Here is a 25,095-nt window from a genome sequence, read left to right on the forward strand (position 1 = left end):
ATTATCCTCAATATGAATTATTCTCAAAAAACTTATACAATAAATGAAGCCAAACAAAAGGCAGAAAGGTATTGTGCTTATCAGGAGCGTTGTCATTTAGAAGTTATAACGAAATTACGGACAATGCGAATGATTCCTGAAGCAATAGATCTTATAACCACTCATTTAATCGAAAACAATTTTTTAAATGAAGAACGATTTTCCAGGAGTTATGCCAGAGGAAAATTTAATGTCAAAAACTGGGGTAAAGGAAAAATTGTCTCAGAATTGCGACGAAGAAACATATCAAAATTCAACATAAAATTGGCGTTGGAAGAGATAGATGAAAAAGACTATTTAGAAAAATTAGATTTGATAGCCAGAAAGAGATTAATACAAATTAAAGAAGGGGATCTGCAAAAACGGAGAAAAAAGTTGGCAGACTATTTATTATATCGAGGTTGGGAAATAAATTTGGTCTATTCAAAAATTTTTGAACTTATATCCTAGATTATTAAAGTTTCTTTTTTAATCCTTCATGACACAAAACACTTGCATTTAGGGCTATATTTCGTAACTTTGCCGCTTAAAATAAAAAAATATGAAGCCAAAAGTCACTACAGAGTTTCATCACGGTAAGGCAAGAATATTCAAAAATCCATTTTTGGAAAGCCTTACCAAAACAAATCCAATTCAAAATATCATTGTCTATGGAATTACCATTATAGCAATGATTTCCTTTGCTTATATAAAAATAGGTTTGTCTCCTATTGAGATTATCGGGCTTTTTATCACCGGTGTTTTCTTTTGGACATTCGCGGAATATATGTTACATCGCTTTGTTTTCCATTGGGTTACTGAAGCAAAATGGTCTCAACGTTTTCATTTTATTATGCATGGTTCACATCATCATTATCCCAGAGATGAAGAACGCTTATTAATGCCTCCTGTTCCGGGATTAATAATGGCAAGCGTATTATTCCTTCTCTTTTATTGTATTTTTTGGGTACTTGGAATATCTCAACTATCCTTTGGCTTCTTCCCGGGATTCTTTTCTGGCTATTTAATGTATTCCTTTGTTCACAGGGCCACACATGTTATGCGACCTCCAAAGAGATTCAAGAATATATGGCAGCATCATAGCCTTCACCATTACAGATATCCCGATAAGGCTTTTGGTGTATCAAATACTTTTTGGGATAAAGTCTTTGGAACTATGCCTCCATCTAAGGCAAAAGGTAAAAAAGAAGAATTGGCATAACTTAGAGTTCTATTTTATTGCCTTCATTCTTTCGAAAGGTTTTGTTCTATCAAATAAGTATCGATAGGTAGTATGTATTTTACATATCTCACCCCCTACCTGTTTTACTACAATAATCATTTTTCTGTTAAAATCACCAATTCCATTAATTTCAATAACTTCATATTGGTTAGATAGGCTTTTTGCCATATTGTGAAAAGCATGAATTATTCCGCCATCCAGTCCTTTACCCTGATGTGCCGGCACAACCCCAAATACAAATCCCAGCATTTTTTTATTTCTTTTTCGCCATTTATGCCACACAAATTTTAATTTCCCAATAAGATCTAACTTCCCGTTAACATATTTGAACCATTGATTCACTTCCGGAATATTTATATAGAAGGCTACCGGTTCTCCCTTATAATAGGCGAACCATATTATTTTTTCGTCAATAATTGGCTTCAATTTTTTCATAAGTAAATGCCCCTGTTCTCGAGATATAGCTGAGACCCCTTCATGATTAACCCATGCTTTATTGTACATATCTATTATACAATCTGTTTGTTCTTCAAACTTTTCCATTTTGAAATGTTCAAACGAATAATCGGGGTTACTATTTACTATAGAAGCCTTTCGCTCTAATCTTGGATTAACATCTTCCGCTATTATTTTTAAGAAGGTATAGTGCTCAAAATATGTTTGAAAACCATAGTTTTCAAAGAGTGCCTTATAATAAGGGAAGTTGTAATTGCATTGATAATTGGGTTCCAATTCGTATCCTTTGGTTAAAAGCCCCCACCATTTGTCTCTTGCTCCAAAATTTATTGGTCCATCCATAAACTCAACCCCTCCGACAAACAACCACTTTTTACTTATATCGAATAATGCATTAGCAGCATTTTGATCATTAATACATTCAAAAAAACCTACCCCACCAAAAGATTCAGTTTCACCTTTTGTAGAGGTCTTTCTTAAAATAAAAGCTGCAATACGGCCAATAATTTTATTATCCTCTAATAAAATCCATCGGACACAGTTACCGCGTTGAAAGTTATTATTGACGGCAGGATCAAAAATATCTGCAATATCCTTATAAAGGGGTTTTATATACTGTTTTTGATTTTTGTAAAGATCATCTGGGAATGAAACGAATCTTTTACAATCGCGGTGGGACTTTACTTCGACAAGATGCATTAAATACAATTAAAAGAAATGTAAACATAATCATAAATCGAAAGAAAAGATAAAGAGGTCATAAATTTTTATTTTGAAATCTTTCTGATTATGAAATTAGGGGAGTATCCTATTCGTCTTCTTTATTGCCTGATCATTTTTCCAGTCAATCCATTGCTGTCCTTTGATTCTTCGCATCAGATTATCAAAATGTCTCATTATGAAGACATTGTATACTGCTTTTCCAAGATTTTTGGAGTTACGAGCAATCCCGCGCAAACTCATTGAAAACCCCGGCGTTATATATTTCATATAATGCCAAAAACCTTCCGGTATATAGAGGAGTTCACCATGGTTCAATTGCGTCCTAAATCCGTTAGCAAATTCTAAAGCAGGCCATTCGTGCAAATTTGGGTTAGAAAAGTCTATACTTTCATGCGTAATTAGCGAATGCGGTACTTTATAGAGAAATTTATTTTCAGTCTGAGGAAAAAGGATACATTCCTTTTTACCTTCAAAATGAAAATGGAAAATATTCGCAAGATCTATATCATAATGCATAAAAGTATGTGAATCCATTCCACCAAAAAATAACATAGGTAGTCCCTTCATTAATCGCAGTCCAAAATCCGGATAGGAGAAATCATTTTGAAGTTGTGGTGCTTCTTTGATTAAATTCCATAAAAATATTCTGTATTTCGTTGGTTGCTGTCTTAGAAGATCTATGTAGTCTGCCATCTTCATTTTGGCGTGAGGCTCATTAAATCCCTCCTTATGATCAACATGCCTGTCGTCGTAAAGAGGCACTGTTATATCGCCTGCGACTTGTTTCATGTATTCAAAACCCCATTTAGAATAGGCCGGCCAATTTGTTATGAATTTTTCAATTACAACCGGTTTTTGAGGCTTTAAATAATTCTTTATAAAGTCCTCCCTGCTAATAGTTTTTACTCTTGGTATATCCTCTAATTGCAAAATCTCAGATGTATATTGAACTTTAAAGTTAAAAAAAGTTGATAAAAGCTATCTTACTTAAGGTTTATCTAGGACAGTCCATCATGTTTGGATTTAACCTTTGCAAGCTCGTTACGCTCTATCTTATGTTCCGGTCTTGACCATTTTGGTTTTTCTCCAATTGGTTGTAAATCAGATTCTTTTGCTTCCACCGTCTTTGGCTGCGGTGATTTAACAAAAGGTTTTTGCGGAACAAGACCTAATTGCTTAAACATATCCAAATCTTCATTTACATCAGGATTTGGTGTTGTCAATAACTTATCACCTGCAAAAATGGAGTTGGCTCCTGCAAAAAAGCACATCGCTTGTCCTTCCCTGGTCATTTCTGTTCTCCCGGCGGATAATCTTACCTGGGTTTTTGGCATAACAATTCGGGTTGTAGCAACCATCCTTATCATATCCCAAATGGAAATAGGGTCAATGTCCTCCATAGGAGTACCTTCTACAGCTACAAGTGCATTAATAGGTACAGACTCTGGTTGAGGATTTAACGTGGATAAGGCTACTAACATTCCTGCCCTGTCTTCTAATCTTTCGCCCATCCCTATAATACCGCCACTGCAAACAGTTACATTGCTTTTCCTGATATTTTCAATGGTTTTTAATCTATCGTCAAAAGCCCTTGTTGAAATTACATCCTTATAATAATCTTCAGATGTATCCAGGTTGTGATTGTAAGCATAAAGACCTGCTTCTGCCAAACGTCTTGCCTGATTTTCCGTTAGCATTCCTAGTGTACAACAAACCTCCATATCCAGTTTATTGATGGTTCTTACCATTTCTAAAACCTGTTCAAACTCATGGCCATCCTTTACATTTCGCCATGCAGCTCCCATGCATACTCTTGAACTTCCGGATTCTTTGGCGCGTAAAGCTTGTGCCTTTACCTGCCGAACAGTCATTAAGTCATTGTTTTCAATATCTGTATGATAACGTGCTGCCTGGGGGCAATAACCACAATCTTCGGGACAACCACCGGTCTTAATGGATAGTAAAGTAGATACCTGTACGGTATTCGGATCATGAAACTTGCGATGTACGGTGGCTGCTTCGTATAATAATTCCATCAAGGGTTTATTATATATTTCAAGAATCTCCTGTTTTGTCCAGTTATGTCGTTCTACACCCATATGTAAGAATTTTATATAAACATCAAAAATAATCTTTAATCCGTAAAGAAATCAATAAATCAAATCTTAATTGCAGTGATGTTAACAGCTTAGTTTTTGGGATTTTTTAATAAAATGCTAACCGCATTTCCACCGAATCCTACTGCATTAATAAGTACTCTGTTTATTTTCTGAGGCGGATTAATCCTCATAAAAGGAACCCCTAAAAATCTTTGATGTTGCAACATTAAAATTGCCATTTCCACACTTAGGATTCCAGATGCACCAAAAGTATGTCCTACTTTCCATTTATTGGTGGTAAGTGAAGGTATAGAATTACCAAAAATCTGCTGAATTGCAGTAAATTCAGATTTATCCCCTTTAATAGTGCCCGGCGCATGCATCACAATAATATCTACCTCTTTAGGATTTATATCTTCCATGGCCATAAGCATTGAATCCTGGAGACATCCGGCATCTGCGGAAAGAGAAATATTATGTTCCAATGGTTCTGTGGCAAATCCAATTCCTTCAATGATAGCAAGGGGCCTTTTCCCGATTCCATATTCCAAACAAGCAACACCTGCTCCCTCTCCAAGTACCATAGAATTTTTAATTTTACTAAGGTCGAGAGCTCTACAGGGATATTCACTTTTATCATTCCGGGTATATATCTTAAGGGCTCTCATTTGGGCAATAGTAAAAGAAGTCAATGGTGCTTCACTGCCGCCTGCAAGAAATTTTTCGACCATCCCACTCCTAATCCACGCAACACCATTCAGTATGGCGTGAAGAGCTGAAGAACAGGTTATAGAGTGTGAAATAATGGGACCCTTTGTCTTGAGGTCATGGGCTATCCAGGAAGAAATATTTCCGAGGGTGGTTGTAGGGGAGGTTAATAAAGCGGTAGTACCTTTTTGCAAAAACTCCTTGTGATATTTTTCAAAAAGCCCGGTTGCTCCTCGGGAAGAACCAATATTAACTCCAAAATTATCTTTTTCTTCCCAGCCCGCATTTGCTACAGCTCTCCTGGCTGTAAAAATACCATAAAGTACACTATCATCCAGACTTTGATACTTAGTATTACTACTTCTAAGTGCCCTTATTTCTGATTTTTCGGATTCAGACAAAGATGATACCCATGCAGCCTTGCCTTCAAAAGTTGCTTCTTTTAAGAGGTGATTTGAATGTTTATAATTGGCCCAAATGTCCTCTGTATTAATTCCCAAAGAGGAGATGGAAGCAATTGATGTAATCGTAATAGGTTGAGCCAAGGAATTAGTATTTAAAGTAAAAATAAAAGTTCTTACCTTGAAAGTGTAAAAACAATATAAAAAACAATGAACAATGAATTGATACCTCAGCGGAGTTGGTGGAAAAGAAATTGGCCATGGGTAGTACCTGTTGGCGGTTGTTTGACTATTCTTATTATCCTAGGGGTTGCTATTGGTTCTATATTTTTTGGTATTACTTCAATTATGGATGATTCTATTCCCATGGAATATGCCATTGAGAAAATTAATACAGACTCTGAATTAATTGAACTAATGGGTTCTCCTATTGAAAAAAATGGCATGATTCAAGGTGAATTTAATTTGAATAATGATGAAAAAAGTGCTGATATGAAAGTTCCTATTGCCGGCCCAAAGGAAAGTGGCACTTTATTCATTAAAGCCACTGCTAAAGGTGATAAATGGACTTATCAGGAAATAAGGGTTGTTATCCAGGATAATGACGAGTTAGATCTTATGAATGATGACTGGGACTAAAATCTATGTTAAACCCTATACTATTGCATCTAATGCAAGTTCAATTGCATTATAAACCTGTTTTAACTGAGAATCGGTAACGATATAGGGAGCCAAAATATAGATAGTATTCCCCAATGGACGTAAAAACACACCATGCTCCATAAAAAAGTTAAACAGCCGGTCACGTAAACTACCGTAACGCTCCATTTTAATATTTAAGTCCAGTGCAAAGATGATTCCACACTGACGAACTGCTGCCACCTTCGGATGTTCCTTAATTTTCAATCCAAACTCTTGGTGAGATTTAATGACCCGCCGGATATCCTTTTGAATTTGTTCAGATTGAAGTAATTCAATGCCGGCCAGAGCCGCCATACAAGCCAACGGATTTGCCGTATAGGTATGGCCATGGAAAAGTCCTTTAGAAATCTCTGAACTGTAAAAGGCATCATAGACCTGCTGAGTGCATGAAGTTGCTCCCATAGGAAGCAAACCCGCGGTAAGGGCTTTAGAAAGGCATATGATATCTGGATTAACAGGGATATGATCTGAGGCAAAATTCTTGCCTGTCTTGCCAAATCCGGTCATGACCTCATCTGCAATTAGTAAGACCTCATGTTTTTTGAGCAAGTCAAGAATCATATTTAAACCTTCTGCATCATGCATCTTCATAGCTGCCGCACCCTGTACCAGAGGTTCATATATAAATCCCGCTATATCGTTTTGCCTAAGTCTTTCAGTAAGTTGAAGTAAAATATCACTCACATTCTCTTTAGTTGGGGTCAGAATACGTTCTACCTTAATAAAATAATCTTCAAAGGGCCCATTATAAACGGAAAGTCCGGAGACAGACATGGCCCCAAAAGTATCACCATGAAAGCCCTCTTCAAATGCCAGAAGTACTTTTCTTTTATTGCCCTGATTAAAATGATACTGTAAAGCCATTTTAATACCAACTTCTGTAGCCGTTGAACCGTTGTCTGAAAAGAATATTTTCTGCTGATTAGGAGGTAATATTTTTATTAATTCTTCCGATAGCCTAATGGCAGGTTCGTGGGTAAAACCACTAAATACCACCTGATCCAGAACAACCATTTGCCGTTGTACCTTTTCCAAAATAAAATCATTACAATGACCATACATTGAGGTATACCAGGAAGCAATACCATCTATATATTCACCACCGTCTTCATCGTACAGAATAACTCCTTTCGCCTTGACAATACCAAGCATATCAGAATGTAGTTTATGCTGGGTAAGCGGATGCCACAAATGTTTTTTATCTCTTTCAGTTAGATTTTTCAAGATTTCAGATTATAGTTGTTAGTTTCAATGCCTAACCTTTGATTAGACTTTATCATAATAGCGCTCAAAGTGTTTGTAGCATTGGATAGAATTTTGCAGCATATTGTTTAATGAGGGATTTATCAAAATTAGTTTCCTCTTCAATCCTGCCTATTACTTTCACACCTGTCTTTCGTATTATAATGTCTTCTGTGCTTGGATGTTCGTTACCACTAAATATAACAGCCACGTTAAACCCTTTTTGCTTTAAGCTATCTATGGTTAACAATGAATGGTTAATGCTTCCTAAATAATGCCTCGAAACTACTATTACCTGATAATTAGCTTTGATGATATCTAAAATGGTATCCTTTTCATTTAAAGGCACCAGTAAACCACCTGCTCCTTCAATTACAAGATGATTTGTGGTTTCAGGTTCGTTAATTTGGCTGATGTCAATTATAAGATTATCAATTTCTGCCGCGGCATGAGGGCTCATAGGAGTTTTTAATTCGTAACTACTCTCGTGAATTCTAGTTTTTTCATTGGTTATCAGTTCAGCAAGTTTATGACTATCTGTATTCTTCAAATCTCCTGCTTGTACAGGCTTCCAATAATCGGCCTTTAGAGACTCAGTTACAATGGCCGCAGCAATGGTTTTTCCGACATCTGTAGATATTCCGGTGACAAAAATTCGTTTCATCATGTGCTATGGTTGGGTAATCATATTACACTTCAGACATTTGTATTTCTTCTTTTCTAAAAATGGAAATAGCTTATTAATAATGCCCTTTCTACTATAGTATACTTCAGATCTTTGTGCTTTACAATTTGGACAGGTAATTGGATTCCCTTTGCTATCCAAAGCATAGTTTCTTATTTCATTATATATATTCAAAGCCCTGTTTTTATCTTTTGAGTAAACCTGTAACTTAACCCCACCAATAGCCTGACTTATCAAAGGATCTGTATTTATAGTATTTTCGTCCTTTAAAAAGACCCGAATACCTTCAGACTCAAGTTTCCCTTTTATAATTTGTACGTCAGCAGCATACTCAAATGCACCAAGCGTATAAAATTCCTGATTCATATCTTTTTAATTGCAATTGCCAGGTGTTGTAATATAATGCAAATATCCTCTTTTGAATTAAAGCTGTGCAAACAAAAACGTAAACGTTCATCTCCTTTGGGCACGGTAGGAGATAGAATAGGTCTAACATCAAATGAATTTTCTTGAATTATTTGCGCTACTTGCTTTACTTCATTATTGCCTTTAATAATACATGAATGAATGGCCGAGGAACTAGGAATAAAAAAAGATGAAATCCCCAGAAGTTCCTTCTCCTGATTAAACAAATCAATATTTTCATGAAGTAATTCTCTCTTCTTAAGTCCTGCAGGGCTTGTCATAAACTGATATGCCGCAATTATTGTTGATACAGTGTGGGGTGGCAGCCCGGTAGTATAGATAAAGCTTCTTGCAAAATTTATCAAATATTTATTCAGGTCTGCACTTCCCAAAATAGCTGCGCCATGGCACCCCAGTGCCTTACCAAAAGTGATAATCCTGGCAAAAATATTTTCCTGTAATTCCAATTCCTGAACCATGCCGCAGCCATTTGAACCAAATAAGCCAATAGCATGGGCTTCATCAACAATCAATAGACATTTGTATTTCTTGCATAATACAGACAAGGCTTTCAGGTCTGGCGAATCTCCATCCATTGAAAAAACAGATTCAGTAACTATATATATTTCCCTATTGTTATTAGTGTTTTTTTGTCCTCGCAGGATGTGGGATAATAAGTCTTTAAGATCGTTATGTTTAAACTTATGGTTCCGGGCATTACTCATTTTAATACCATCTCTAATACTGGCATGAATAAACTCGTCGTATAATATTATATCATCTCTTTGAGGAACTGATGAAAACAGTCCAATATTAGCATCATATCCGGAATTAAAAATCAAGGCCGAATCTGCCTGGTGTAAATTCCTAAGAAGTTCTTCCGCCTCACTATATAAAATACCGTTTCCTGTAAGCAACCTGGATCCTGTAGCACCATTATTAGTAATCCCTTTTTCAGAAAGAATACTAATGGCCTTTTCAAAAACGCAATTGTTCTGTCCAATACCCAAGTAATCGTTGGATGAAAAATCAATTCTCCGAATATCTTCTGGTAAGGTTCTAAGGGTATTTATTTCCTCCCGCTCCACTAATTTCTTACGTAATTTTTCAGGTAAGTGACTCATGTCACAAATGTAATATATCCTATTTTTAAATTGTATATTGAATTATAGAAACTCCAAACGATGACAATTCAAATTGGCCGGGTGCAAAGCAGATTGGAATTGAAACAGATTCTTTCATTGCAGAAAGAAAATATTCCCAACGCATTATCTATTAAAGAAATGGAACAGGAAGGTTTTTTAACCGTAACTCATACCCTGAACTTATTAGATCGTATGAATAAGGTATGCTCACATATTATTGCCAAGGAAAATGGGAAAGTTATTGGATATGCCTTGTGTATGCATCCTAAATTTGGCAATAAAATAGATGTCCTAAAACCTATGTTTGAAGAAATTAATTCTGTATTGTCCCCTGGTGAAAAATATATGGTAATGGGACAGGTTTGTATTCATAAAGAATATCGAAAAATGGGCATTTTTCAAAACCTTTACAAGAAAATGCAAGTTGTCATCAGTACAAATTACGATTGCATTATTACTGAAGTAGATGCATTAAATAAACGTTCCCTTAAGGCACACTTTGCCGTTGGTTTCATCGAACTAAAGACTTATAACTCCAATGGAAGAAAATGGCATTTATTAGTACTGAAATAAAAAAGCCATACATGTTGTATGGCTTTTTTATAATATTTTTAGAATTCTTTAATCTGCAAGAACTATTAATTTATTATCATTCAATTCTATTGTCCCACTATTAATATGGAGCATGGTTTTTCCATTTGAATCTTTGGTAAACCTATCTTTATATTCCTCTTCAATCTGAATATCTCCTTGAATCTTAACCTCACCTTCCTGAAGTATTGAAACAATTGGAGCATGGTTGGTAAGCATCTGAAATTCCCCATTAACTCCGGGTACAGTCACAGAAATAACCTCTCCGGCAAATAATACAGCTTCAGGGGATACAATTTCTAAGTACATAGTTTAAATATTCTTATTAAACCTCGGCCAACATTTTTTCTCCGGCTTCAATCGCCTCTTCTATAGTTCCTTTAAGGTTAAAGGCAGATTCAGGCAAATGATCTAATTCCCCATCCATAATCATATTAAAACCTTTTATAGTCTCCTTAATATCAACCAGAACACCGGGAATACCAGTAAATTGTTCAGCTACATGAAAGGGTTGTGACAAAAATCGTTGTACCCGTCTGGCCCTGCCAACTGCCAATTTATCTTCTTCTGAGAGTTCTTCCATTCCAAGAATAGCGATAATATCTTGTAATTCCTTATAGTGCTGCAGTAGCTCTTTAACCCTTTGAGCACAGCCATAATGATCATTTCCTAATATTTCTGGGGTAAGAATTCTGGAAGTTGAATCGAGAGGATCAACAGCCGGATATATACCAAGTTCGGCAATTTTCCTAGACAAAACAGTAGTAGCATCCAAGTGAGCAAAAGTAGTTGCAGGCGCCGGGTCTGTTAAGTCATCCGCTGGAACATATACCGCTTGTACAGAGGTAATAGAACCTCTTTTTGTTGATGTAATTCGTTCCTGCATTGTACCCATTTCTGTAGCCAAAGTAGGTTGATAACCTACAGCCGAGGGCATCCTACCTAAAAGTGCAGACACTTCTGATCCGGCTTGTGTAAAACGGAAAATATTATCAACAAAAAACAGAACATCTTTACCTTGTCCTTCTCCTGCTCCATCCCTAAAATATTCTGCAATGGTAAGTCCTGAAAGTGCTACTCTTGCACGAGCTCCAGGAGGTTCATTCATCTGTCCAAAGACAAACGTCGCTTTTGACTCTTTCATAACTTTCTTATCAACTTTAGATAAGTCCCATCCTCCTTCTTCCATAGAATGCAAAAAGTCATCCCCGTATTTTATAATTCCAGATTCCAACATCTCGCGCAACAAGTCATTTCCCTCTCTCGTACGCTCGCCAACTCCGGCGAATACTGAAAGTCCACCATGGCCCTTGGCGATATTATTTATCAATTCCTGAATCAATACAGTTTTACCAACGCCAGCACCACCGAACAGCCCAATTTTACCTCCTTTAGCATAGGGTTCAATTAGGTCTATGACCTTAATTCCAGTAAATAAAACTTCTGTTGTTGTGGTTAAATCTTCAAACTTCGGCGCTTCCCTATGTATTGGAAGTCCGTTTTTACCTGACTTTGGTAAATCTCCCAGGCCATCAATGGCATCACCAATTACGTTAAACAGGCGTCCGTAAATATCATCCCCAACAGGCATTTGAATGGCGTTACCTGTAGACAAAACCTCGGTACCCCTGCTCAAACCATCTGTAGAGTCCATAGATATAGACCTAATTGTATTTTCGCCAGTATGTGATTGCACTTCTAATACCAAAAGAGAACCATCTTTCATAGTGATTTCCAGGGAATCATAAATTCTTGGCAGTTCTGCACCAGATGGAAATTCAACGTCAATAACCGGTCCAATTATCTGGGATACTCTACCTGTAACTTTAGCCATTATGCAAGTATTTATATTTAAAAATTATACCAAATTAAAAACAATCTAAATAGAAGTATAAATTGATTATTTTTCAGGCTGCAAAGATATGTTTTTCCTTTTTAAATAAGAATGTAATACTTTGATTTTTTGACATAAAAAAAAGCACCTATTTGCAGGTGCTTTTTTACTGTATTGTAATTGTTTACTGCAAGGAAGGTGAATAATTTGTAGGATAGTTCCCTATATCTACAAAATTCCCCGAAGCTTCAAAATTTGAACCATAGGTGGCATCTATGGCTTTCATAAAATCATTAGCGATTAAAGCATAGCCTCTGGCCGTAGGGTGTACACCATCCAATGAAAATGCTCCACCTGTTACCAAATTGGAGGTTAAGGTAAAATTACCACTAGTAATACCGCCACTTGACAATTGGGCATATAAGGCATTGGCATCCACAAAAGCGAGCCCTGCCGCATTTGCCGTACTTGATATAGTGGCATTGTAAGCAATTGTGGCTTGGGAAATCTCCGCCTGTTCACTTGGTATAAGCACCCATTTATCAGCTAAAGGTATGGCTACACCATTCACGGATAGCGGATTGTTTGGGTCTGCCAGAGTACCGATGAAATTCGAGGCCGGTAAAACAATCAGATCTTCTGCCGTAGCCTGTCTAATTTGTGGTAAACCTGCAAAAGCAGGATTAATAGCTCCTAAATCTGTTAAACTTTCATCTTCAATGACCACCGCATTGGTTTCACTTGCCTCAAAACTAATGATTCTGGCATCTGCCTCTTCCTGAGTAAAGAGTCCTGTTCCATCTAAAGCCGCCAATGCTGCCATAATGCCACCGTTATAAAGTGCATAAGCCTGATTAACCGCAGCGGCAGTCCCAGCATCCAAAGGTACTGGATTATAGGGCACCGTAGTGAAATGTGGTATTCCCAAAACATCAGGAATATTAGCAACTACACCTCCGGCACCGGAAGCGGTAAGTGATGCGATCAAAGCGCCGTAACTCTGATTAAAACCTACTCCAGGAGGCCCGTCAACAGGCGTTATAGGGTCAGTTCCATCTCCACCTGTCAGGGCATATCCCAAAACATCATTGTTACCTACCCATAATGAAAAGAAAGACGGTGCCTGGGTTACTGCCAATTGCAAAACACTGGCATCAGGAGTTGACCCTGTCATTCTTACAAAATAAGGATTCGCCAGTCCTAAGGCAAGATTTCCTAAATTACCGTAGCCCGGTGCCAGCAAATGAAAACTCTTTGCTCCGGGTACTCCCAAATTGTTAAAAGGACCGGTAGGATTGTTTAAGGCAATATCAGTTGTTACCGTTACGGGGCCAATCGCAGATTCTAAAGGTATTGGGCCAGCCCCCCCAAAAACAAGTCTCGGATCAAATCCCGGAAGCCGATTACCTGCCAACGCCAATCCACCAAAATTATCATTAGTTAAAGGTTGTGTAAAACTTCCACCCCCTACAAGTGCAAATTGTTGTGATAGAATGTTAGGTAATGAATTATTTTGACTTTCCATAAATAGCGCGCCATCTGTAATACCAGCTATCAAAGAATTGCCCAAAGAAACAAAGTTCGAAAAATCGGCAGATCCCGGGGTGGCAGGTGGTAACTCCACCTCAGCCTCGGTCATATCAAAATCTTCCTTATCATTACAAGCCGAAAACCCTATAATGCATACCAATAACCAGATATATTTAATTTTCATATTCATCATATTATAAAGTATTAATTGCCCAAGACAGATAATAAATAGAGCCAATAAAGCCAGTTCCAAAAGCAGTAAAGTATTCATTTCCAAGAATATTGGTGCCGCCTGCCTTAAATGTTGATTTTATTCCGGGAACCCGATAATTTATCTGCAAATCGAGGGTATGGAACTCAGGAACAACCCCATTGCCAAAAGTTGCTTCCCAGAAATAATCATCACTAAATCTATACGCAATATTAAATCCGAAGTTTTCAAAAAGTTCCTGATGGCCAAAGGACGCTTTAAATTTATGTTCCGGCGTGTTGAAACTTGTCATAAAATCAGGATTGGCCTCCTGATCAAAATCCTGTTTCGCAAAAGTATAGCTTCCCCCAAGATCAAAATTCCCAAATACTTTTGCCGATAATCCCAGGGATGCCCCATAGGAGTTTACATCCACATTAGAATTTGTATAGGCACTGTAGGGCTGAAAGTCATCATTACTAATAGCTGCTACCGAGAGTGCTCCATCTCCAACAGTTCCGTAAAATGGTGCTACAACTACTTCCTGAGAAATGAAATCCTTATAGTTGTTATAATAGGTGCTAAAATCGATGATTATTTTGTCTATTTTTCCTCTATATCCTATCTCAAATGAAGTTACCTGTTCCGGTTTTACCAGATCGGGATTGGCGATTCTTAAATCACCAGGGTCACCAGTTTGCCCAAGTGTTTGCACGGAACTGAGAGAATATGAATTATTATAAGCGGCCGCTCCTGTTTGGGTAATCGTTGCCGGTTGTCCTAATGCTTGTCCACCGCCACTTACATCGTAGTCCCTGACGTATCTATCCAGGTTATCCGGGGCCGAACCCACCAGGATGGCTCTTCCTGCGTCCAAGCCTATGAACAAATCCTGGGTGGTAGGGTTTCTAAATCCTGTTTGGACTGAAGCCCGTACATTATGATTCCTGTTAATAGTAAGTCCGGCGGATAATCTGGGTGAAAAGAACCCATCGAAAAATTCCGATTTGTCATAACGAATAGATCCGGTAAGCTTGAGCTTCAATTGTTCATTTAACTCCAAATCCTTCTGGATTTGAGTGTAGACACCATATTCTGAATAATCAATGGGACCATCATAATCCGTATAAATTGTTCCAAACGAATTTAAACTGTACTGTCTGAAGGAACCTCCGAGTTGGATATCTGCCCAATCAATTAAATGGCTGAAATTGTAGTTTCCATTGGTGTGATAATATTTAGAGGCATCCCTAAACTGCGACCCCGTGGCGAGATCAGGATCCTTTATAACACTGTTAAAGGCACTCTGAAATTCTGGTGAACCCGGTAGATAACGACCAGATTCTGCCTGTGCTCTGGCCGCGGCATGCGCTTGTGCATCAGTGGCACCCCCTAAGGTAGCCTCTACGTAGGTTCCGGCATATTCACCAAACCATGTATTATCATCTTTCCATCTTCTATTGATGTTTATTCCCGTAAAAACCATATCATAAGAATCCCCAGCCTTGTCCGCCACTAAATAGCTCCTCAGGAAAAAATTATCGTTTCTAACTTCAAGCTTATGTTGTTCCTGAAAAAACCCATTAATATTGTATCTGTTTGTGCCCTGGTAAATAGTTGATCCTGTGCCAACTTTACCTACATAGGAGATTTCGAGACTATTTCCTACTACGGGTCTGTAATACAAGCCCCAATCCGCTTTGATACTTTCTGCATTATAATTGGTGAGATCCGCTTCATTATATCCGGTTCTACTTACCTGTACTGATGGCACTAAGGCATTAGCTCCTTCTGGTAATATACCAAGGCCCTCAAGCGTAACAGCAACACTTTTTATGTCTGCGGACACTTCATCGCCATATACGTTAATACCATCATAATTCAGATCTGCCCTGGTACGAGTAGGGTCAAACTTATCTACTTCGCTTGTAGCGGCCCAATCTGTTCCTTTGAGATAGCCAAAGTTCACTTTACCCGCAAATTTATCAGAAAACTTATATGCTGCCCTTATACCAAAATCAGTATAACTATTATCCCCGGCTGCTTCCTGTGAGGTAATGCCCTGTTTAATAGTAGCGCTAATTCCTTGATAATCAAATGGGCTTTTACTTCGCATAAAAAGAAGCCCATTAAAAGCATTTGCACCGTATAAAGCCGAAGATGCTCCAGGTAATAATTCAACGCTTTGTACATCCGCTTCAATTAAACCAACCAGATTGCCAATAGGGAAGTTCAAGGCAGGGGTAGAATTATCCATCCCATCTACCAATTGCATAAAACGTGTATTTGCAAAGGTTGCAAAACCCCGGGTATTTACTGATTTAAAGGTTAAACTGTTGGTGTTTATATCAACCCCCTTTAAATTTTCCAATCCACCGTAAAAATCTGCTGCGGTGGTATTCTTTATTGCTTCTATGCCTAAGCGTTCTACTGTAACCGGAGATTCAAAAATCCGTTCCGGTGTTCTGGAAGCTGAGATCACTACCTCATCCAAAAATGTTTGTGTCTCGCCAAGGGTAACAGAAATGGTTTGATTATTCGCCGTAACATCTGCTGTCGCCTCCGAATATCCAATGCTCGTTATCCTCAATTGAAAGGGAGGTATTTCAGAAGTTTCAAGAACAAAATTACCATCAAAATCGGAGGTTGTTCCTATTGCTTTCCCAACTATAACCACGTTGGCTCCCGGAACAGGTTGGCCATTTTCATCCGTTACATTTCCATTCACGGTTGTCTGTGAATAGACTCCAAAGCCCAACATCAGTAGGGAAAAAAGAAAGATTCTTCTCATGTTAATTTTGAGTTAAATTAGTATATAGCCAAGATACAGAATTTTTTAAATTGAAAATGTAAAAAGAAAAAAAAGTAGGTCCATATAGTATTAATTTCGCAAATTAATACTTCAAAACCTCATAATTCAATAATTTAATTAAAAAAGGCGACCAGTTTTATGGCCGCCTTTTAGTTATGATTTATAGAACTAAGTTATTCTACCGTAACCGATTTCGCTAAATTACGAGGTTGATCTACATTACATCCTCTCATTATGGCGATATGATAAGATAACAATTGTAGGGGTATGGTTGTTAAAAGCGGGATGAGACATTCGAGTGTTTCAGGAACCTCTATCACGTGGTCTGCCAGTTCTTTTACCTGATCATCACCTTCTGTAACAATGGCTATAATTTTTCCCTTTCTGGATTTTATTTCCTGAATATTACTAACTACTTTCTCATAATGACCTTTGTTGGTAGCAATTACAATAACAGGCATTTGTTCATCAATAAGTGCAATAGGGCCGTGTTTCATTTCGGCGGCGGGATATCCCTCAGCGTGGATATAACTTATTTCTTTGAGCTTAAGTGCTCCTTCGAGTGCTACGGGAAAGTTATAACCCCTGCCCAGATATAAGCAATTTTCCGAATCTTTATATTCATTTGCAATAATTTCAACCAATGGATTAGATTGAAGCGCTTTTTCTACTTTACTTGGTATATTTTCTAACTCAGAAAGGAATTCTCGAAACTTAGATTCAGAAAATTTACCTTTTTCTTTTGCGATTTTAAGAGCAATTAGTGTCAGGACTGTTATCTGAGTAGTAAATGCTTTAGTTGAAGCCACACCAATTTCCGGCCCCGCATGTGTATATGCGCCCGCATGAGTCTCCCGTGCAATAGAAGAACCAACGACATTACATACCCCAAAAACATATGCTCCATTCTCTTTAGCCAGCTTAATCGCCGCCAATGTATCGGCAGTTTCACCGGATTGCGAAATGGCAATAACCACATCTTTTTCTGTAATTACAGGATTTCTATATCTAAATTCTGATGCATATTCTACCTCAACAGGTATTCTTGCCAAATCTTCGAATATATACTCTGCTACCAACCCGGCATGCCAGGAAGTTCCGCATGCCACAATAATTATCCTGTTTGCGTTGAGAAATTTTTCAAGATTCTGGTCAATCCCGGCCATTTTTATTATGCCCTGATCAACTTGTAATCTTCCTCTATAAGTATCTTTAATAGCACTTGGTTGTTCATAAATTTCCTTTAACATAAAATGATCATACATTCCCTTTTCAATTTCTTCTAGATTAAATTGAAGCTCCTGCACTAAAGGATAAGCTATTGCATCATTCTTTATTTTTCGAAGTTTAATTTCTTTGCCAAGACGCACTATGGCCATTTCCTGGTCTTCCAGATAAACCGCATTGTTGGTAAATTCTATAAAAGGTGACGCATCGGAAGCTATGAAAAATTCATCTTCTCCAATACCTATTGCCAATGGACTACCCAATTTGGCTGCCACAATTTCATCTGGCTTTTGAATATCGAAAACGGCAATCGCATAGGCACCAACTACCTGGTTTAATGCAATCTGCACAGCTTTTCCTAAAAGTACATTTTCTTTTTTCTTTACTTCTTCAATAAGATTGACCAAAACCTCGGTATCTGTATCAGATTCGAAGGTATAGCCTCTTTTAGTTAGCTCTTGTTTTATGGATTCATAATTCTCAATAATCCCATTATGAATAATTATAAGATTTCCGGAATTTGAATAATGTGGATGTGAATTTACATCGTTAGGAACTCCATGGGTTGCCCATCTTGTATGTCCGATGCCAACACTCCCATTTAAGGGAATATTACTTTCGGACCTTTCTTTCAGATCTTTGACTTTACCCTTGGTTTTAGCGAGATTAATCTTATTCCCGTCGAATAAAGCAATTCCTGCACTATCGTACCCTCGGTATTCAAGCCGTTGCAAGCCCTTCATAATTATTGGATATGCCTCCCTATTACCAATATATCCTACAATTCCACACATACAATTACTAATTAAACAGTTAGTAGATGAGCAAATTTACAAGAAGAAAAGCAAACTTTCCTGTAAATTCGGTTATATAACGATAAAATACTGTAAGTGGTATTAAGTAATCATATCAATTTGGCTCGGTATAGAATATCTCTAACTTTAGCTTCATATCCTCTTCTTCAACAGGAACATTATTGCCGAAAAGAATGGTACTTAAAGGAGTAATTGTGGCCGCAACCGGTAAATCATCTTCAGTCAAGTCAAGCACCGCATTTTTAGAAGTAATAGTTGCCAAATCTGCAGTTACAGAGAGGCCTAGAGTGACATTTGTAGAATCTCTAATTAAAATATCATTAATATGATTGGTTATTTTCATTTTATATTGGACCCCTTTGTTATTCTCTTTTTCCAAAGACCCGCCATAATTTATATTAATTCTGGTTCTGAGATCAGGATCACTAGCCACTCTTAGATCATATATAGGGTTGTTTGTCTCCGAATTAAAAAGATATAATGCAGGGGGTTCATTAATCGTGCCTGCCATATCCAACTTATCTCTGTCTACATAAAAGATGAGGTTGGCTTCATTAACAATCCAATTTTTTGCTTTGATCTCATTTAGAATATCCTCTCCGTTATTTTCCTCAAACAATTGGACTTCCGCATAGGATCCTGAACCTCCTTTGAGATATATCCTATCTGCACTTTCGTTTGTATCCAAATTATTTGTAATCTCAGATGGAAATGGTGCATTTATTAAAGTGTTAACCGCATTGCCAATAATTGTTCCAAAAGTTAAATCTCTGCTAATTAATGTCAATTGGTACTCCGCTTCTTCCTTAACTATTTCTGCATCCTCCTGCTTATCGTAATCATAAGTTATTGTAATTGTGGCATCAGTCACGTCTAGAATAAGCAGAATATCATCGGTAATGGCAGAAACAGATAAGTGCAATCCCCTAAGGAAATCACTGAAATTAGCCTGACTTAATAATTCTGACTGGCCTTCCTTATCCAAAATATTTTGTTGAAAAAAGTCAGGATCCAAAACTACCTGAATACCCGGTTGAATTCGCTCGGGTTCATTTAGAGATTCGTCCGCCTCAGTGTCGGGGTCGTCTTCGGGAAATATTAATGTTTCCTCATCTGATATGGTTACCTCTCCGTCATAAAGTACGTCAGAAACAAAATCAGGGGAAAATTCCTGAGTTGAATAGTATTCCTGTGATTCCAGAAACCCTGTATCCGGATCCAAATCTCTTAAAAAGTAAGTTGATCGTTCTACTTTAAAATTGAAAGGAGCTTCCCGGTTTCCATAAATACTGTCAAGGTCAACTTTTCGGGGATACCTATTTACAGCGGTATCAGTATCTTCACTATCTCCTATACCATCACCATCAGTGTCATCATTAAGCGGATTTGTTCCAAGTATTCTTTCATCATTATCGGTAAGACCATCTCCATCACTATCACTATTAGGGTCCTCCGGGTCTGCATCCAAAGTATCCGGTACACCATCTAAGTCGCTGTCTCCATTTGGGTTTTGAAGGTAAGGGATATATAGAATTACCTCTTTAACAGTTTCATTCTCTTCAATGGCAGTTGATTCGGGGTTTGATACCGAATCATCTTCTCCTTGCTGCGAAAAAAGTCCAAATGATGGATTTCCAATCCCCCCTTGCAGTCTTAGTTGAGAAGTTATACTCGCCTCGGTATTGCCATAAAGCGGATCAATATATGTTCCAATCTGGTATATAGGAAGTTGGTTTGTCTCAACTGCATTGATTTTTTTGTTAAATACAAAAACGTCATATACCGCTTTGTTTGTCCTAAAAGGATCGTCTCCAATAACACCATCTCCAATTGTGGTAAGGTCTTCATCACATGAAACGGCACTAAACATAAGTACCAAAACTGCAATTGCAGAGAATACCAATTTTAATAAAATCTTCATGAGGCCTATTTTAAAACTTCAGTGCTATAAAAGTTTGCATATGCTTCTTCAAATTCCTGCAAAGGAACATATGGCAACAGAGGTTTTTGGAGGTTGGTAATATAATCACTTAAATCTTCTGATATTTCTTCGGCTGCTAAAATAATGGCATCAGAAAAATCTACAGCAACTTTTAACAAATTATTATAGGTAGGAGACTCTAGATGGGAGATACTATCCTCAGTAATCCCATCAAATAATATTTTTTTCTTCATATTACCATCCAGATTTCCATCAAAACCCTTGCTATAAACTGAGGTTACAATTTTACTGTCGGCAAAAAGTGGTTCATCTGCGTAGTAGGTTCTTAAGTATAATGGTAAAAGTGAAGCCATCCATCCATGAACATGGATAATATCTGGTGTCCAATTCAATTTTTTTACTGTTTCTACTACTCCCTTTGCAAAGAAAATAGCCCTTTCATCATTATCAGGGAATAGTTCTCCATTCTCATCGGTAAAGGTAGCTTTGCGTTTAAAATACTCCTCATTATCTATAAAATAGACTTGTATACGCTCACGAGGTATTGAAGCAACTTTAATAATAAGCGGCATGTCCATATCATTGATGACGAGGTTCATTCCAGAAAGTCTGATTACCTCATGCAACTGATGCCTCCGCTCATTGATATTGCCATATCTTGGCATAAAAATTCTTATTTGGCCCTTTTTACTATTGACCATTCTTGGCGTTTCGTAAGACATTAAGGAAACTTCATTCTCTGGTAAATAGGGCACTAATTCAGAAGATACAAACAATATCTTTTTACCATTCATAAAACAATGTATTTTGTTTATCGGAAAAACATAGCTGCAAAATTACAAAAATAATGTAGAATAGCAGTAATTATAGTAAGTTTGCTGGCTTTTAAAATTGATTATGTTGTTATTCAGTAGCAAAAAGGAACTAATAGCTCATTTGGCCACATTAAAAAATACTTCAACAACTGTTGGTTTGGTTCCAACTATGGGAGCATTGCATAAAGGACATCTTTCCTTAATTAAAAAAGCCATCTCCGAAACAAAGGTGGTTGTAGTCAGTATTTTTGTAAACCCTACCCAATTTGATAATCAAGATGACTTAAAAAAATATCCCGACACATTAGATGCAGATCTTGCATCTCTAAAAAATGTTTCAGAGGAACTAATTGTTTTTACCCCATCGGCAATAGAATTGTATTCTAACAACATCAGTTCAAAGGAATACGATTTTGATGGCTTAGACAAGACAATGGAAGGGAAATACAGATCGAATCATTTTTTGGGTGTTGCAACGGTAGTGGAAAAGCTTTTTTCTATTGTTCAGCCAAATAAGGCTTATTTCGGAGAGAAGGATTTTCAGCAATTATTAATCATTAAAAAATTAATTGAAAATACCAATATGCCAATTGAAATTATTGGCTGCCCAATTGTCAGAGAACCTCACGGACTTGCAATGAGTTCCAGAAATGAAAGACTGCCAAAAGACTTAAGAATCAAAGCCTCTTTTATCTATGAAACACTTTTGGCTGCCAAAGAAATATTTGGCACGAAAAGTGCTACAAACGTAATGAATTGGGTTAAAAATAAATTTGGTAAACAGCCTGAATTCGATTTAGAGTATGTAAAAATTACTGATCAGGAAACTTTAAATCCTATAAAAAGAAAACAAAAAAATACAAAATATAGGGCCTTTATAGCAGTTTATGTTGACGGGGTGCGCCTCATAGATAATATAGCCCTTAATTAATTAACTTTGTGCCATGCAAATAGAAGTTGTCAAATCCAAAATACATCGGGTTCGCGTTACCGGAGCTGACCTTAATTATATAGGAAGTATTACTATAGATGAAGATCTTATGGATGCTGCAAATATTATTCAAGGTGAAAAAGTTCAGATTGTCAATAATAATAATGGCGAACGATTGGAGACCTATGTTATTCCAGGACCAAGGGGTACGGGTGAACTAACCCTAAATGGTGCTGCGGCCAGAAAAGTGGCGGTAGGTGATATTCTGATTTTGATTACATATGCCCGAATGGATATTGAAGAAGCTAAAAAATTTAATCCGGCTTTAGTATTCCCTGATGAAGAAACTAATCTATTAAAATAGTCTTGACTAAAGAACTGAAAAAGATCTTAAAAATCATACTCCCAATTGCTTTGGGAGTTTTTTTAGTCTGGTATTCATATAGAATTACTTCTGAAGAAGACAGGATACAAATAATCCGGTACATCAAAGAAGCTGACCTGTTTTGGGTAGGAATCTCTGTATTTATAGGAATTTTGAGCCATATTTCTAGGGCGATCCGATGGAATTATCTTTTGGAACCCTTAGGGTATGCCCCAAAGGTCTCTAACAATATTTTCATCATCTTGATGGCTTACTTTGCTAATTTAGGTATCCCGAGGTCAGGAGAAGTATTAAGAGCCACTGCCCTTGCAACCTATGAGGATGTTCCTTTCCAAAAAGGTTTTGGGACAATTGTAACCGAACGGGTAGTAGATTTGCTGATGTTATTTCTAATAATTCTAATAGCCCTTTTTTCACAGACCGAAATAATACTTGCCTTCTTTGAAGAAAAGGGTGTTGGGTTTACAACTACCCTAATTTTTCTTTGCGTAGCCTTTACAGGACTATTGTTCATCATGGGCTTTTTAAGACGGTCAAGTTCAAGATTTGCCATTAAAATCAGGGACTTTATCAAAGGTTTATTAGACGGTGTTTTAAGTATATTTAAAATGAAAAAGAAATGGGCCTTTGTGTTTCACACTATTTTTATTTGGGGTGCTTATTTTCTTATGTTTTGGGTCATAAAATTTACCGTGCCAGAAACTATTGATCTCTCATTTGGGCAATTACTCGTAGCCTTCGTTGCCGGTGCTTTTGCGATGTCTACCACAAATGGAGGCATAGGCCTTTACCCTATCGCAGTAAGTAAATCCTTAGCCATTTTTGGTATTACAGCTGTTTCCGGTAATGCGTTTGGTTGGATTATGTGGATAGCACAAACTCTTATGGTCGTGGTTTTTGGTGCAATATCTTTCCTGCTCTTACCGTTATTGAACAGGAATAAATAGCATAAAGCTGTTTTCAAATACCTTGGCATGATACGTAATTTTTTTCTATTTGCTACACTACTGTTCTGTACCGGTTTGGGAGCACAAATAACACAAGAGATTTTTGAATCCTTTAAACTTCAAGAGAGAAGGGATGTAAAATATTATATCCCTGAAGATTATAGCCCTGAGAAAAAATATCCTTTAGTGGTTGTTCTGGACGGAGAATACCTTTTTGATCAGGTGGTCGCGAATTCTAAATTTTACAGCACTTTTCAAGGGACTCCAGAGACCATAATTGTTGGTGTTTTTCAGAGTGAGAATGATTTAAGATGGGAAGATTGTGCCTTTGAAGAGGGCTCGGGACTACCTACAGAAAAAGGTAAATTATTTTTTGAATTTCTTGGAATGGAACTCATTCCTTACCTTAAGACCACATACAATACGGCTCCTTTTACTATGTTTGTTGGTTACGACATTACTGCAAACTTTGGGAATTATTATTTATTCAAAGAAAAATCCTTATTCAATGCGTTCATTAGCATATCTCCTTATCTGGCAACAGAAATGGAGAACAGAGTACCCGCCAGACTTAGTGAAATAAATCAACAAATTTTTTATCATTTAATTATTGGTGGAGAACGGAATGATAGCAGAAATGCCATATTACAAATGGACAAGGCATTAAAAAGCATAGATAAAGTTGGTTTCAACTATCATTTTGATGAATATCCAACAGCCAATGAGGTATCTATTGCAACATATGGAATTGGGAAGGCCTGGGGAAGCATGTTCGAAATGTTTAAACCAATTAGTCCAAAAGAATACAAAGAAAATATCCTTACATCAGAAGAACCCGTTTATAAATATTTGGAAGATAAATACAATTCTATTGAAGAGTTATTTGGGTTTAGAAAAGAAGTTGAATTAAATGATATTATGGCCATATATGCCGCAAGCAGGAAAAAAGATGATTATGAGTCTTTAAAACCCCTAGCGGAATTGTGTAAAGAAGAATTCCCAACTACAATGCTCGGATTTTATTTTGAAGGGGAGTATTATGAAGAATTGGGAGAGGGCAAAAAAGCACTGCGAACTTTCGAGAAAGCCTTCGCGATGGAAGAGATCGATTTTCTGACAAAGGAAATGGCTTTGGAAAAAATGGACGCTTTAAAAGCTGACTTTGGCTTTTAAAACAATCCCGCTGTAATCTTTTGTACTTTAATACGGAATGCTATTTAAAGTATCAACATTCTTTTGATTTCTATAG

23 protein-coding genes are annotated in these 25,095 nt (G+C 37.1%); 8 read left to right on the forward strand and 15 right to left on the reverse strand.

The genetic code is table 11. The features are described 5' to 3' along the window. Positions 1 to 12: 12 nt before the first annotated feature. Together ABJH90_RS13025 and ABJH90_RS13030 are read left to right on the forward strand one after the other, a co-directional pair. The gene (locus tag ABJH90_RS13025) at positions 13 to 489 is read left to right on the forward strand and encodes a regulatory protein RecX (protein ID WP_348141393.1); all 477 of its coding nucleotides are present in this window, start codon (positions 13 to 15) and stop codon (positions 487 to 489) included. Between the two features lie 91 nt (positions 490 to 580). Then, positions 581 to 1,240: a sterol desaturase family protein gene (locus ABJH90_RS13030; RefSeq protein WP_348141391.1), complete on the forward strand. Its 660-nt coding sequence runs from the start codon at positions 581 to 583 to the stop codon at positions 1,238 to 1,240. Between the two features lie 9 nt (positions 1,241 to 1,249). Here the strand turns inward: ABJH90_RS13030 and ABJH90_RS13035 are convergent, their stop codons facing one another. From ABJH90_RS13035 to ABJH90_RS13050, 4 genes are all read right to left on the reverse strand, one after another. After that, positions 1,250 to 2,416 carry a hypothetical protein gene (locus tag ABJH90_RS13035; RefSeq protein ID WP_348141389.1) on the reverse strand — a complete coding sequence of 389 codons (1,167 nt, stop codon included), beginning with the start codon at positions 2,414 to 2,416 and terminating at the stop codon, positions 1,250 to 1,252. A gap of 96 nt (positions 2,417 to 2,512) precedes the next feature. Next, on the reverse strand, positions 2,513 to 3,370 hold the full coding sequence (locus ABJH90_RS13040; RefSeq protein ID WP_348141387.1) for a cupin-like domain-containing protein: 858 nt from the start codon (positions 3,368 to 3,370) through the stop codon (positions 2,513 to 2,515). Between the two features lie 68 nt (positions 3,371 to 3,438). Continuing rightward, positions 3,439 to 4,539, reverse strand: coding sequence for a biotin synthase BioB (bioB, locus tag ABJH90_RS13045; protein WP_348141385.1), 1,101 nt, complete (start codon positions 4,537 to 4,539; stop codon positions 3,439 to 3,441). A gap of 89 nt (positions 4,540 to 4,628) precedes the next feature. After that, entirely contained in the window at positions 4,629 to 5,792 is a 1,164-nt protein-coding gene (locus ABJH90_RS13050; protein WP_348141383.1) for a beta-ketoacyl synthase N-terminal-like domain-containing protein, read from the reverse strand. A 66-nt stretch (positions 5,793 to 5,858) separates the two neighbouring features. On the opposite strand from ABJH90_RS13050, the gene ABJH90_RS13055 reads away from it, so the two are divergent. Further along, entirely contained in the window at positions 5,859 to 6,287 is a 429-nt protein-coding gene (locus ABJH90_RS13055) for a cytochrome c oxidase assembly factor Coa1 family protein (RefSeq protein ID WP_348141381.1), read from the forward strand. Between the two features lie 15 nt (positions 6,288 to 6,302). On the opposite strand, the gene bioA is transcribed toward ABJH90_RS13055, so the two are convergent. From bioA to ABJH90_RS13075, 4 genes are all read right to left on the reverse strand, one after another. Further along, positions 6,303 to 7,574 carry an adenosylmethionine--8-amino-7-oxononanoate transaminase gene (gene bioA / locus ABJH90_RS13060; RefSeq protein WP_348141379.1) on the reverse strand — a complete coding sequence of 424 codons (1,272 nt, stop codon included), beginning with the start codon at positions 7,572 to 7,574 and terminating at the stop codon, positions 6,303 to 6,305. Positions 7,575 to 7,638: 64 nt separating this feature from the next. Then, positions 7,639 to 8,256 (reverse strand): dethiobiotin synthase, encoded by a 618-nt coding sequence (gene bioD / locus ABJH90_RS13065; RefSeq protein ID WP_348141677.1) that lies wholly within the window; start codon positions 8,254 to 8,256, stop codon positions 7,639 to 7,641. Positions 8,257 to 8,262: 6 nt separating this feature from the next. After that, on the reverse strand, positions 8,263 to 8,643 hold the full coding sequence (locus tag ABJH90_RS13070; RefSeq protein WP_348141377.1) for a DUF2007 domain-containing protein: 381 nt from the start codon (positions 8,641 to 8,643) through the stop codon (positions 8,263 to 8,265). Beyond that, complete coding sequence (locus ABJH90_RS13075; RefSeq protein WP_348141375.1) at positions 8,640 to 9,806, reverse strand: pyridoxal phosphate-dependent aminotransferase family protein; 1,167 nt, start codon at positions 9,804 to 9,806, stop codon at positions 8,640 to 8,642. Before ABJH90_RS13075 ends, ABJH90_RS13070 begins: the two co-directional genes overlap by 4 nt. A gap of 60 nt (positions 9,807 to 9,866) precedes the next feature. Here ABJH90_RS13075 and ABJH90_RS13080 point away from each other — a divergent pair, with 60 nt between their 5' ends. Further along, positions 9,867 to 10,400: a GNAT family N-acetyltransferase gene (locus ABJH90_RS13080; RefSeq protein WP_348141372.1), complete on the forward strand. Its 534-nt coding sequence runs from the start codon at positions 9,867 to 9,869 to the stop codon at positions 10,398 to 10,400. 48 nt (positions 10,401 to 10,448) lie between these two features. Here ABJH90_RS13080 and ABJH90_RS13085 read toward each other — a convergent pair whose 3' ends face one another. The 7 genes from ABJH90_RS13085 to ABJH90_RS13115 form a co-directional block, all read right to left on the reverse strand. Beyond that, a complete protein-coding gene (locus ABJH90_RS13085) occupies positions 10,449 to 10,727 on the reverse strand; it encodes a hypothetical protein (RefSeq protein ID WP_348141370.1) in 279 nt (92 codons plus the stop codon). A gap of 16 nt (positions 10,728 to 10,743) precedes the next feature. Continuing rightward, positions 10,744 to 12,252 carry a F0F1 ATP synthase subunit beta gene (gene atpD / locus ABJH90_RS13090; RefSeq protein WP_348141368.1) on the reverse strand — a complete coding sequence of 503 codons (1,509 nt, stop codon included), beginning with the start codon at positions 12,250 to 12,252 and terminating at the stop codon, positions 10,744 to 10,746. A 184-nt stretch (positions 12,253 to 12,436) separates the two neighbouring features. Then, complete coding sequence (locus tag ABJH90_RS13095) at positions 12,437 to 13,966, reverse strand: G-D-S-L family lipolytic protein (RefSeq protein ID WP_348141366.1); 1,530 nt, start codon at positions 13,964 to 13,966, stop codon at positions 12,437 to 12,439. Positions 13,967 to 13,976: 10 nt separating this feature from the next. Next, positions 13,977 to 16,763, reverse strand: coding sequence for a TonB-dependent receptor (locus tag ABJH90_RS13100; RefSeq protein ID WP_348141364.1), 2,787 nt, complete (start codon positions 16,761 to 16,763; stop codon positions 13,977 to 13,979). 194 nt (positions 16,764 to 16,957) lie between these two features. Next, positions 16,958 to 18,805 carry a glutamine--fructose-6-phosphate transaminase (isomerizing) gene (gene glmS, locus ABJH90_RS13105; RefSeq protein WP_348141362.1) on the reverse strand — a complete coding sequence of 616 codons (1,848 nt, stop codon included), beginning with the start codon at positions 18,803 to 18,805 and terminating at the stop codon, positions 16,958 to 16,960. Positions 18,806 to 18,920: 115 nt separating this feature from the next. Beyond that, positions 18,921 to 20,747, reverse strand: coding sequence for a DUF4270 family protein (locus ABJH90_RS13110; protein WP_348141360.1), 1,827 nt, complete (start codon positions 20,745 to 20,747; stop codon positions 18,921 to 18,923). A 5-nt stretch (positions 20,748 to 20,752) separates the two neighbouring features. Beyond that, a complete protein-coding gene (locus tag ABJH90_RS13115; RefSeq protein WP_348141358.1) occupies positions 20,753 to 21,562 on the reverse strand; it encodes a glycogen/starch synthase in 810 nt (269 codons plus the stop codon). A 103-nt stretch (positions 21,563 to 21,665) separates the two neighbouring features. Between ABJH90_RS13115 and panC the strand changes: the two genes are divergently transcribed. The 4 genes from panC to ABJH90_RS13135 are packed head-to-tail and all read left to right on the forward strand — an operon-like array spanning position 21,666 to position 25,019. After that, complete coding sequence (gene panC / locus ABJH90_RS13120; RefSeq protein ID WP_348141356.1) at positions 21,666 to 22,514, forward strand: pantoate--beta-alanine ligase; 849 nt, start codon at positions 21,666 to 21,668, stop codon at positions 22,512 to 22,514. Between the two features lie 13 nt (positions 22,515 to 22,527). Beyond that, positions 22,528 to 22,878, forward strand: coding sequence for an aspartate 1-decarboxylase (gene panD, locus ABJH90_RS13125; protein WP_299158607.1), 351 nt, complete (start codon positions 22,528 to 22,530; stop codon positions 22,876 to 22,878). Between the two features lie 2 nt (positions 22,879 to 22,880). After that, positions 22,881 to 23,846 (forward strand): lysylphosphatidylglycerol synthase transmembrane domain-containing protein, encoded by a 966-nt coding sequence (locus ABJH90_RS13130; protein ID WP_348141353.1) that lies wholly within the window; start codon positions 22,881 to 22,883, stop codon positions 23,844 to 23,846. Between the two features lie 27 nt (positions 23,847 to 23,873). Beyond that, a complete protein-coding gene (locus ABJH90_RS13135) occupies positions 23,874 to 25,019 on the forward strand; it encodes an alpha/beta hydrolase-fold protein (RefSeq protein ID WP_348141351.1) in 1,146 nt (381 codons plus the stop codon). Positions 25,020 to 25,095 lie beyond the last annotated feature (76 nt).

Source organism: Eudoraea sp. (assembly GCF_039969275.1).
In the GTDB taxonomy this organism is placed as follows: domain Bacteria; phylum Bacteroidota; class Bacteroidia; order Flavobacteriales; family Flavobacteriaceae; genus Eudoraea.

What these genes read in the sequence shown, in the direction of transcription:
- ABJH90_RS13025 (WP_348141393.1), top strand. Translation starts at nt 13, where the DNA reads ATGAATTATTCTCAAAAAACTTATACAATAAATGAAGCCAAACAAAAG.
- ABJH90_RS13030 (WP_348141391.1), top strand. Translation starts at nt 581, where the DNA reads ATGAAGCCAAAAGTCACTACAGAGTTTCATCACGGTAAGGCAAGAATA.
- ABJH90_RS13035 (WP_348141389.1), bottom strand. Translation starts at nt 2,416, where the DNA reads ATGCATCTTGTCGAAGTAAAGTCCCACCGCGATTGTAAAAGATTCGTT.
- bioB (WP_348141385.1), bottom strand. Translation starts at nt 4,539, where the DNA reads ATGGGTGTAGAACGACATAACTGGACAAAACAGGAGATTCTTGAAATA.
- ABJH90_RS13055 (WP_348141381.1), top strand. Translation starts at nt 5,859, where the DNA reads ATGAACAATGAATTGATACCTCAGCGGAGTTGGTGGAAAAGAAATTGG.
- bioD (WP_348141677.1), bottom strand. Translation starts at nt 8,256, where the DNA reads ATGAAACGAATTTTTGTCACCGGAATATCTACAGATGTCGGAAAAACC.
- ABJH90_RS13070 (WP_348141377.1), bottom strand. Translation starts at nt 8,643, where the DNA reads ATGAATCAGGAATTTTATACGCTTGGTGCATTTGAGTATGCTGCTGAC.
- ABJH90_RS13075 (WP_348141375.1), bottom strand. Translation starts at nt 9,806, where the DNA reads ATGAGTCACTTACCTGAAAAATTACGTAAGAAATTAGTGGAGCGGGAG.
- ABJH90_RS13080 (WP_348141372.1), top strand. Translation starts at nt 9,867, where the DNA reads ATGACAATTCAAATTGGCCGGGTGCAAAGCAGATTGGAATTGAAACAG.
- ABJH90_RS13085 (WP_348141370.1), bottom strand. Translation starts at nt 10,727, where the DNA reads ATGTACTTAGAAATTGTATCCCCTGAAGCTGTATTATTTGCCGGAGAG.
- atpD (WP_348141368.1), bottom strand. Translation starts at nt 12,252, where the DNA reads ATGGCTAAAGTTACAGGTAGAGTATCCCAGATAATTGGACCGGTTATT.
- ABJH90_RS13095 (WP_348141366.1), bottom strand. Translation starts at nt 13,966, where the DNA reads ATGAAAATTAAATATATCTGGTTATTGGTATGCATTATAGGGTTTTCG.
- ABJH90_RS13100 (WP_348141364.1), bottom strand. Translation starts at nt 16,763, where the DNA reads ATGAGAAGAATCTTTCTTTTTTCCCTACTGATGTTGGGCTTTGGAGTC.
- glmS (WP_348141362.1), bottom strand. Translation starts at nt 18,805, where the DNA reads ATGTGTGGAATTGTAGGATATATTGGTAATAGGGAGGCATATCCAATA.
- ABJH90_RS13110 (WP_348141360.1), bottom strand. Translation starts at nt 20,747, where the DNA reads ATGAAGATTTTATTAAAATTGGTATTCTCTGCAATTGCAGTTTTGGTA.
- ABJH90_RS13115 (WP_348141358.1), bottom strand. Translation starts at nt 21,562, where the DNA reads ATGAATGGTAAAAAGATATTGTTTGTATCTTCTGAATTAGTGCCCTAT.
- panC (WP_348141356.1), top strand. Translation starts at nt 21,666, where the DNA reads ATGTTGTTATTCAGTAGCAAAAAGGAACTAATAGCTCATTTGGCCACA.
- panD (WP_299158607.1), top strand. Translation starts at nt 22,528, where the DNA reads ATGCAAATAGAAGTTGTCAAATCCAAAATACATCGGGTTCGCGTTACC.
- ABJH90_RS13135 (WP_348141351.1), top strand. Translation starts at nt 23,874, where the DNA reads ATGATACGTAATTTTTTTCTATTTGCTACACTACTGTTCTGTACCGGT.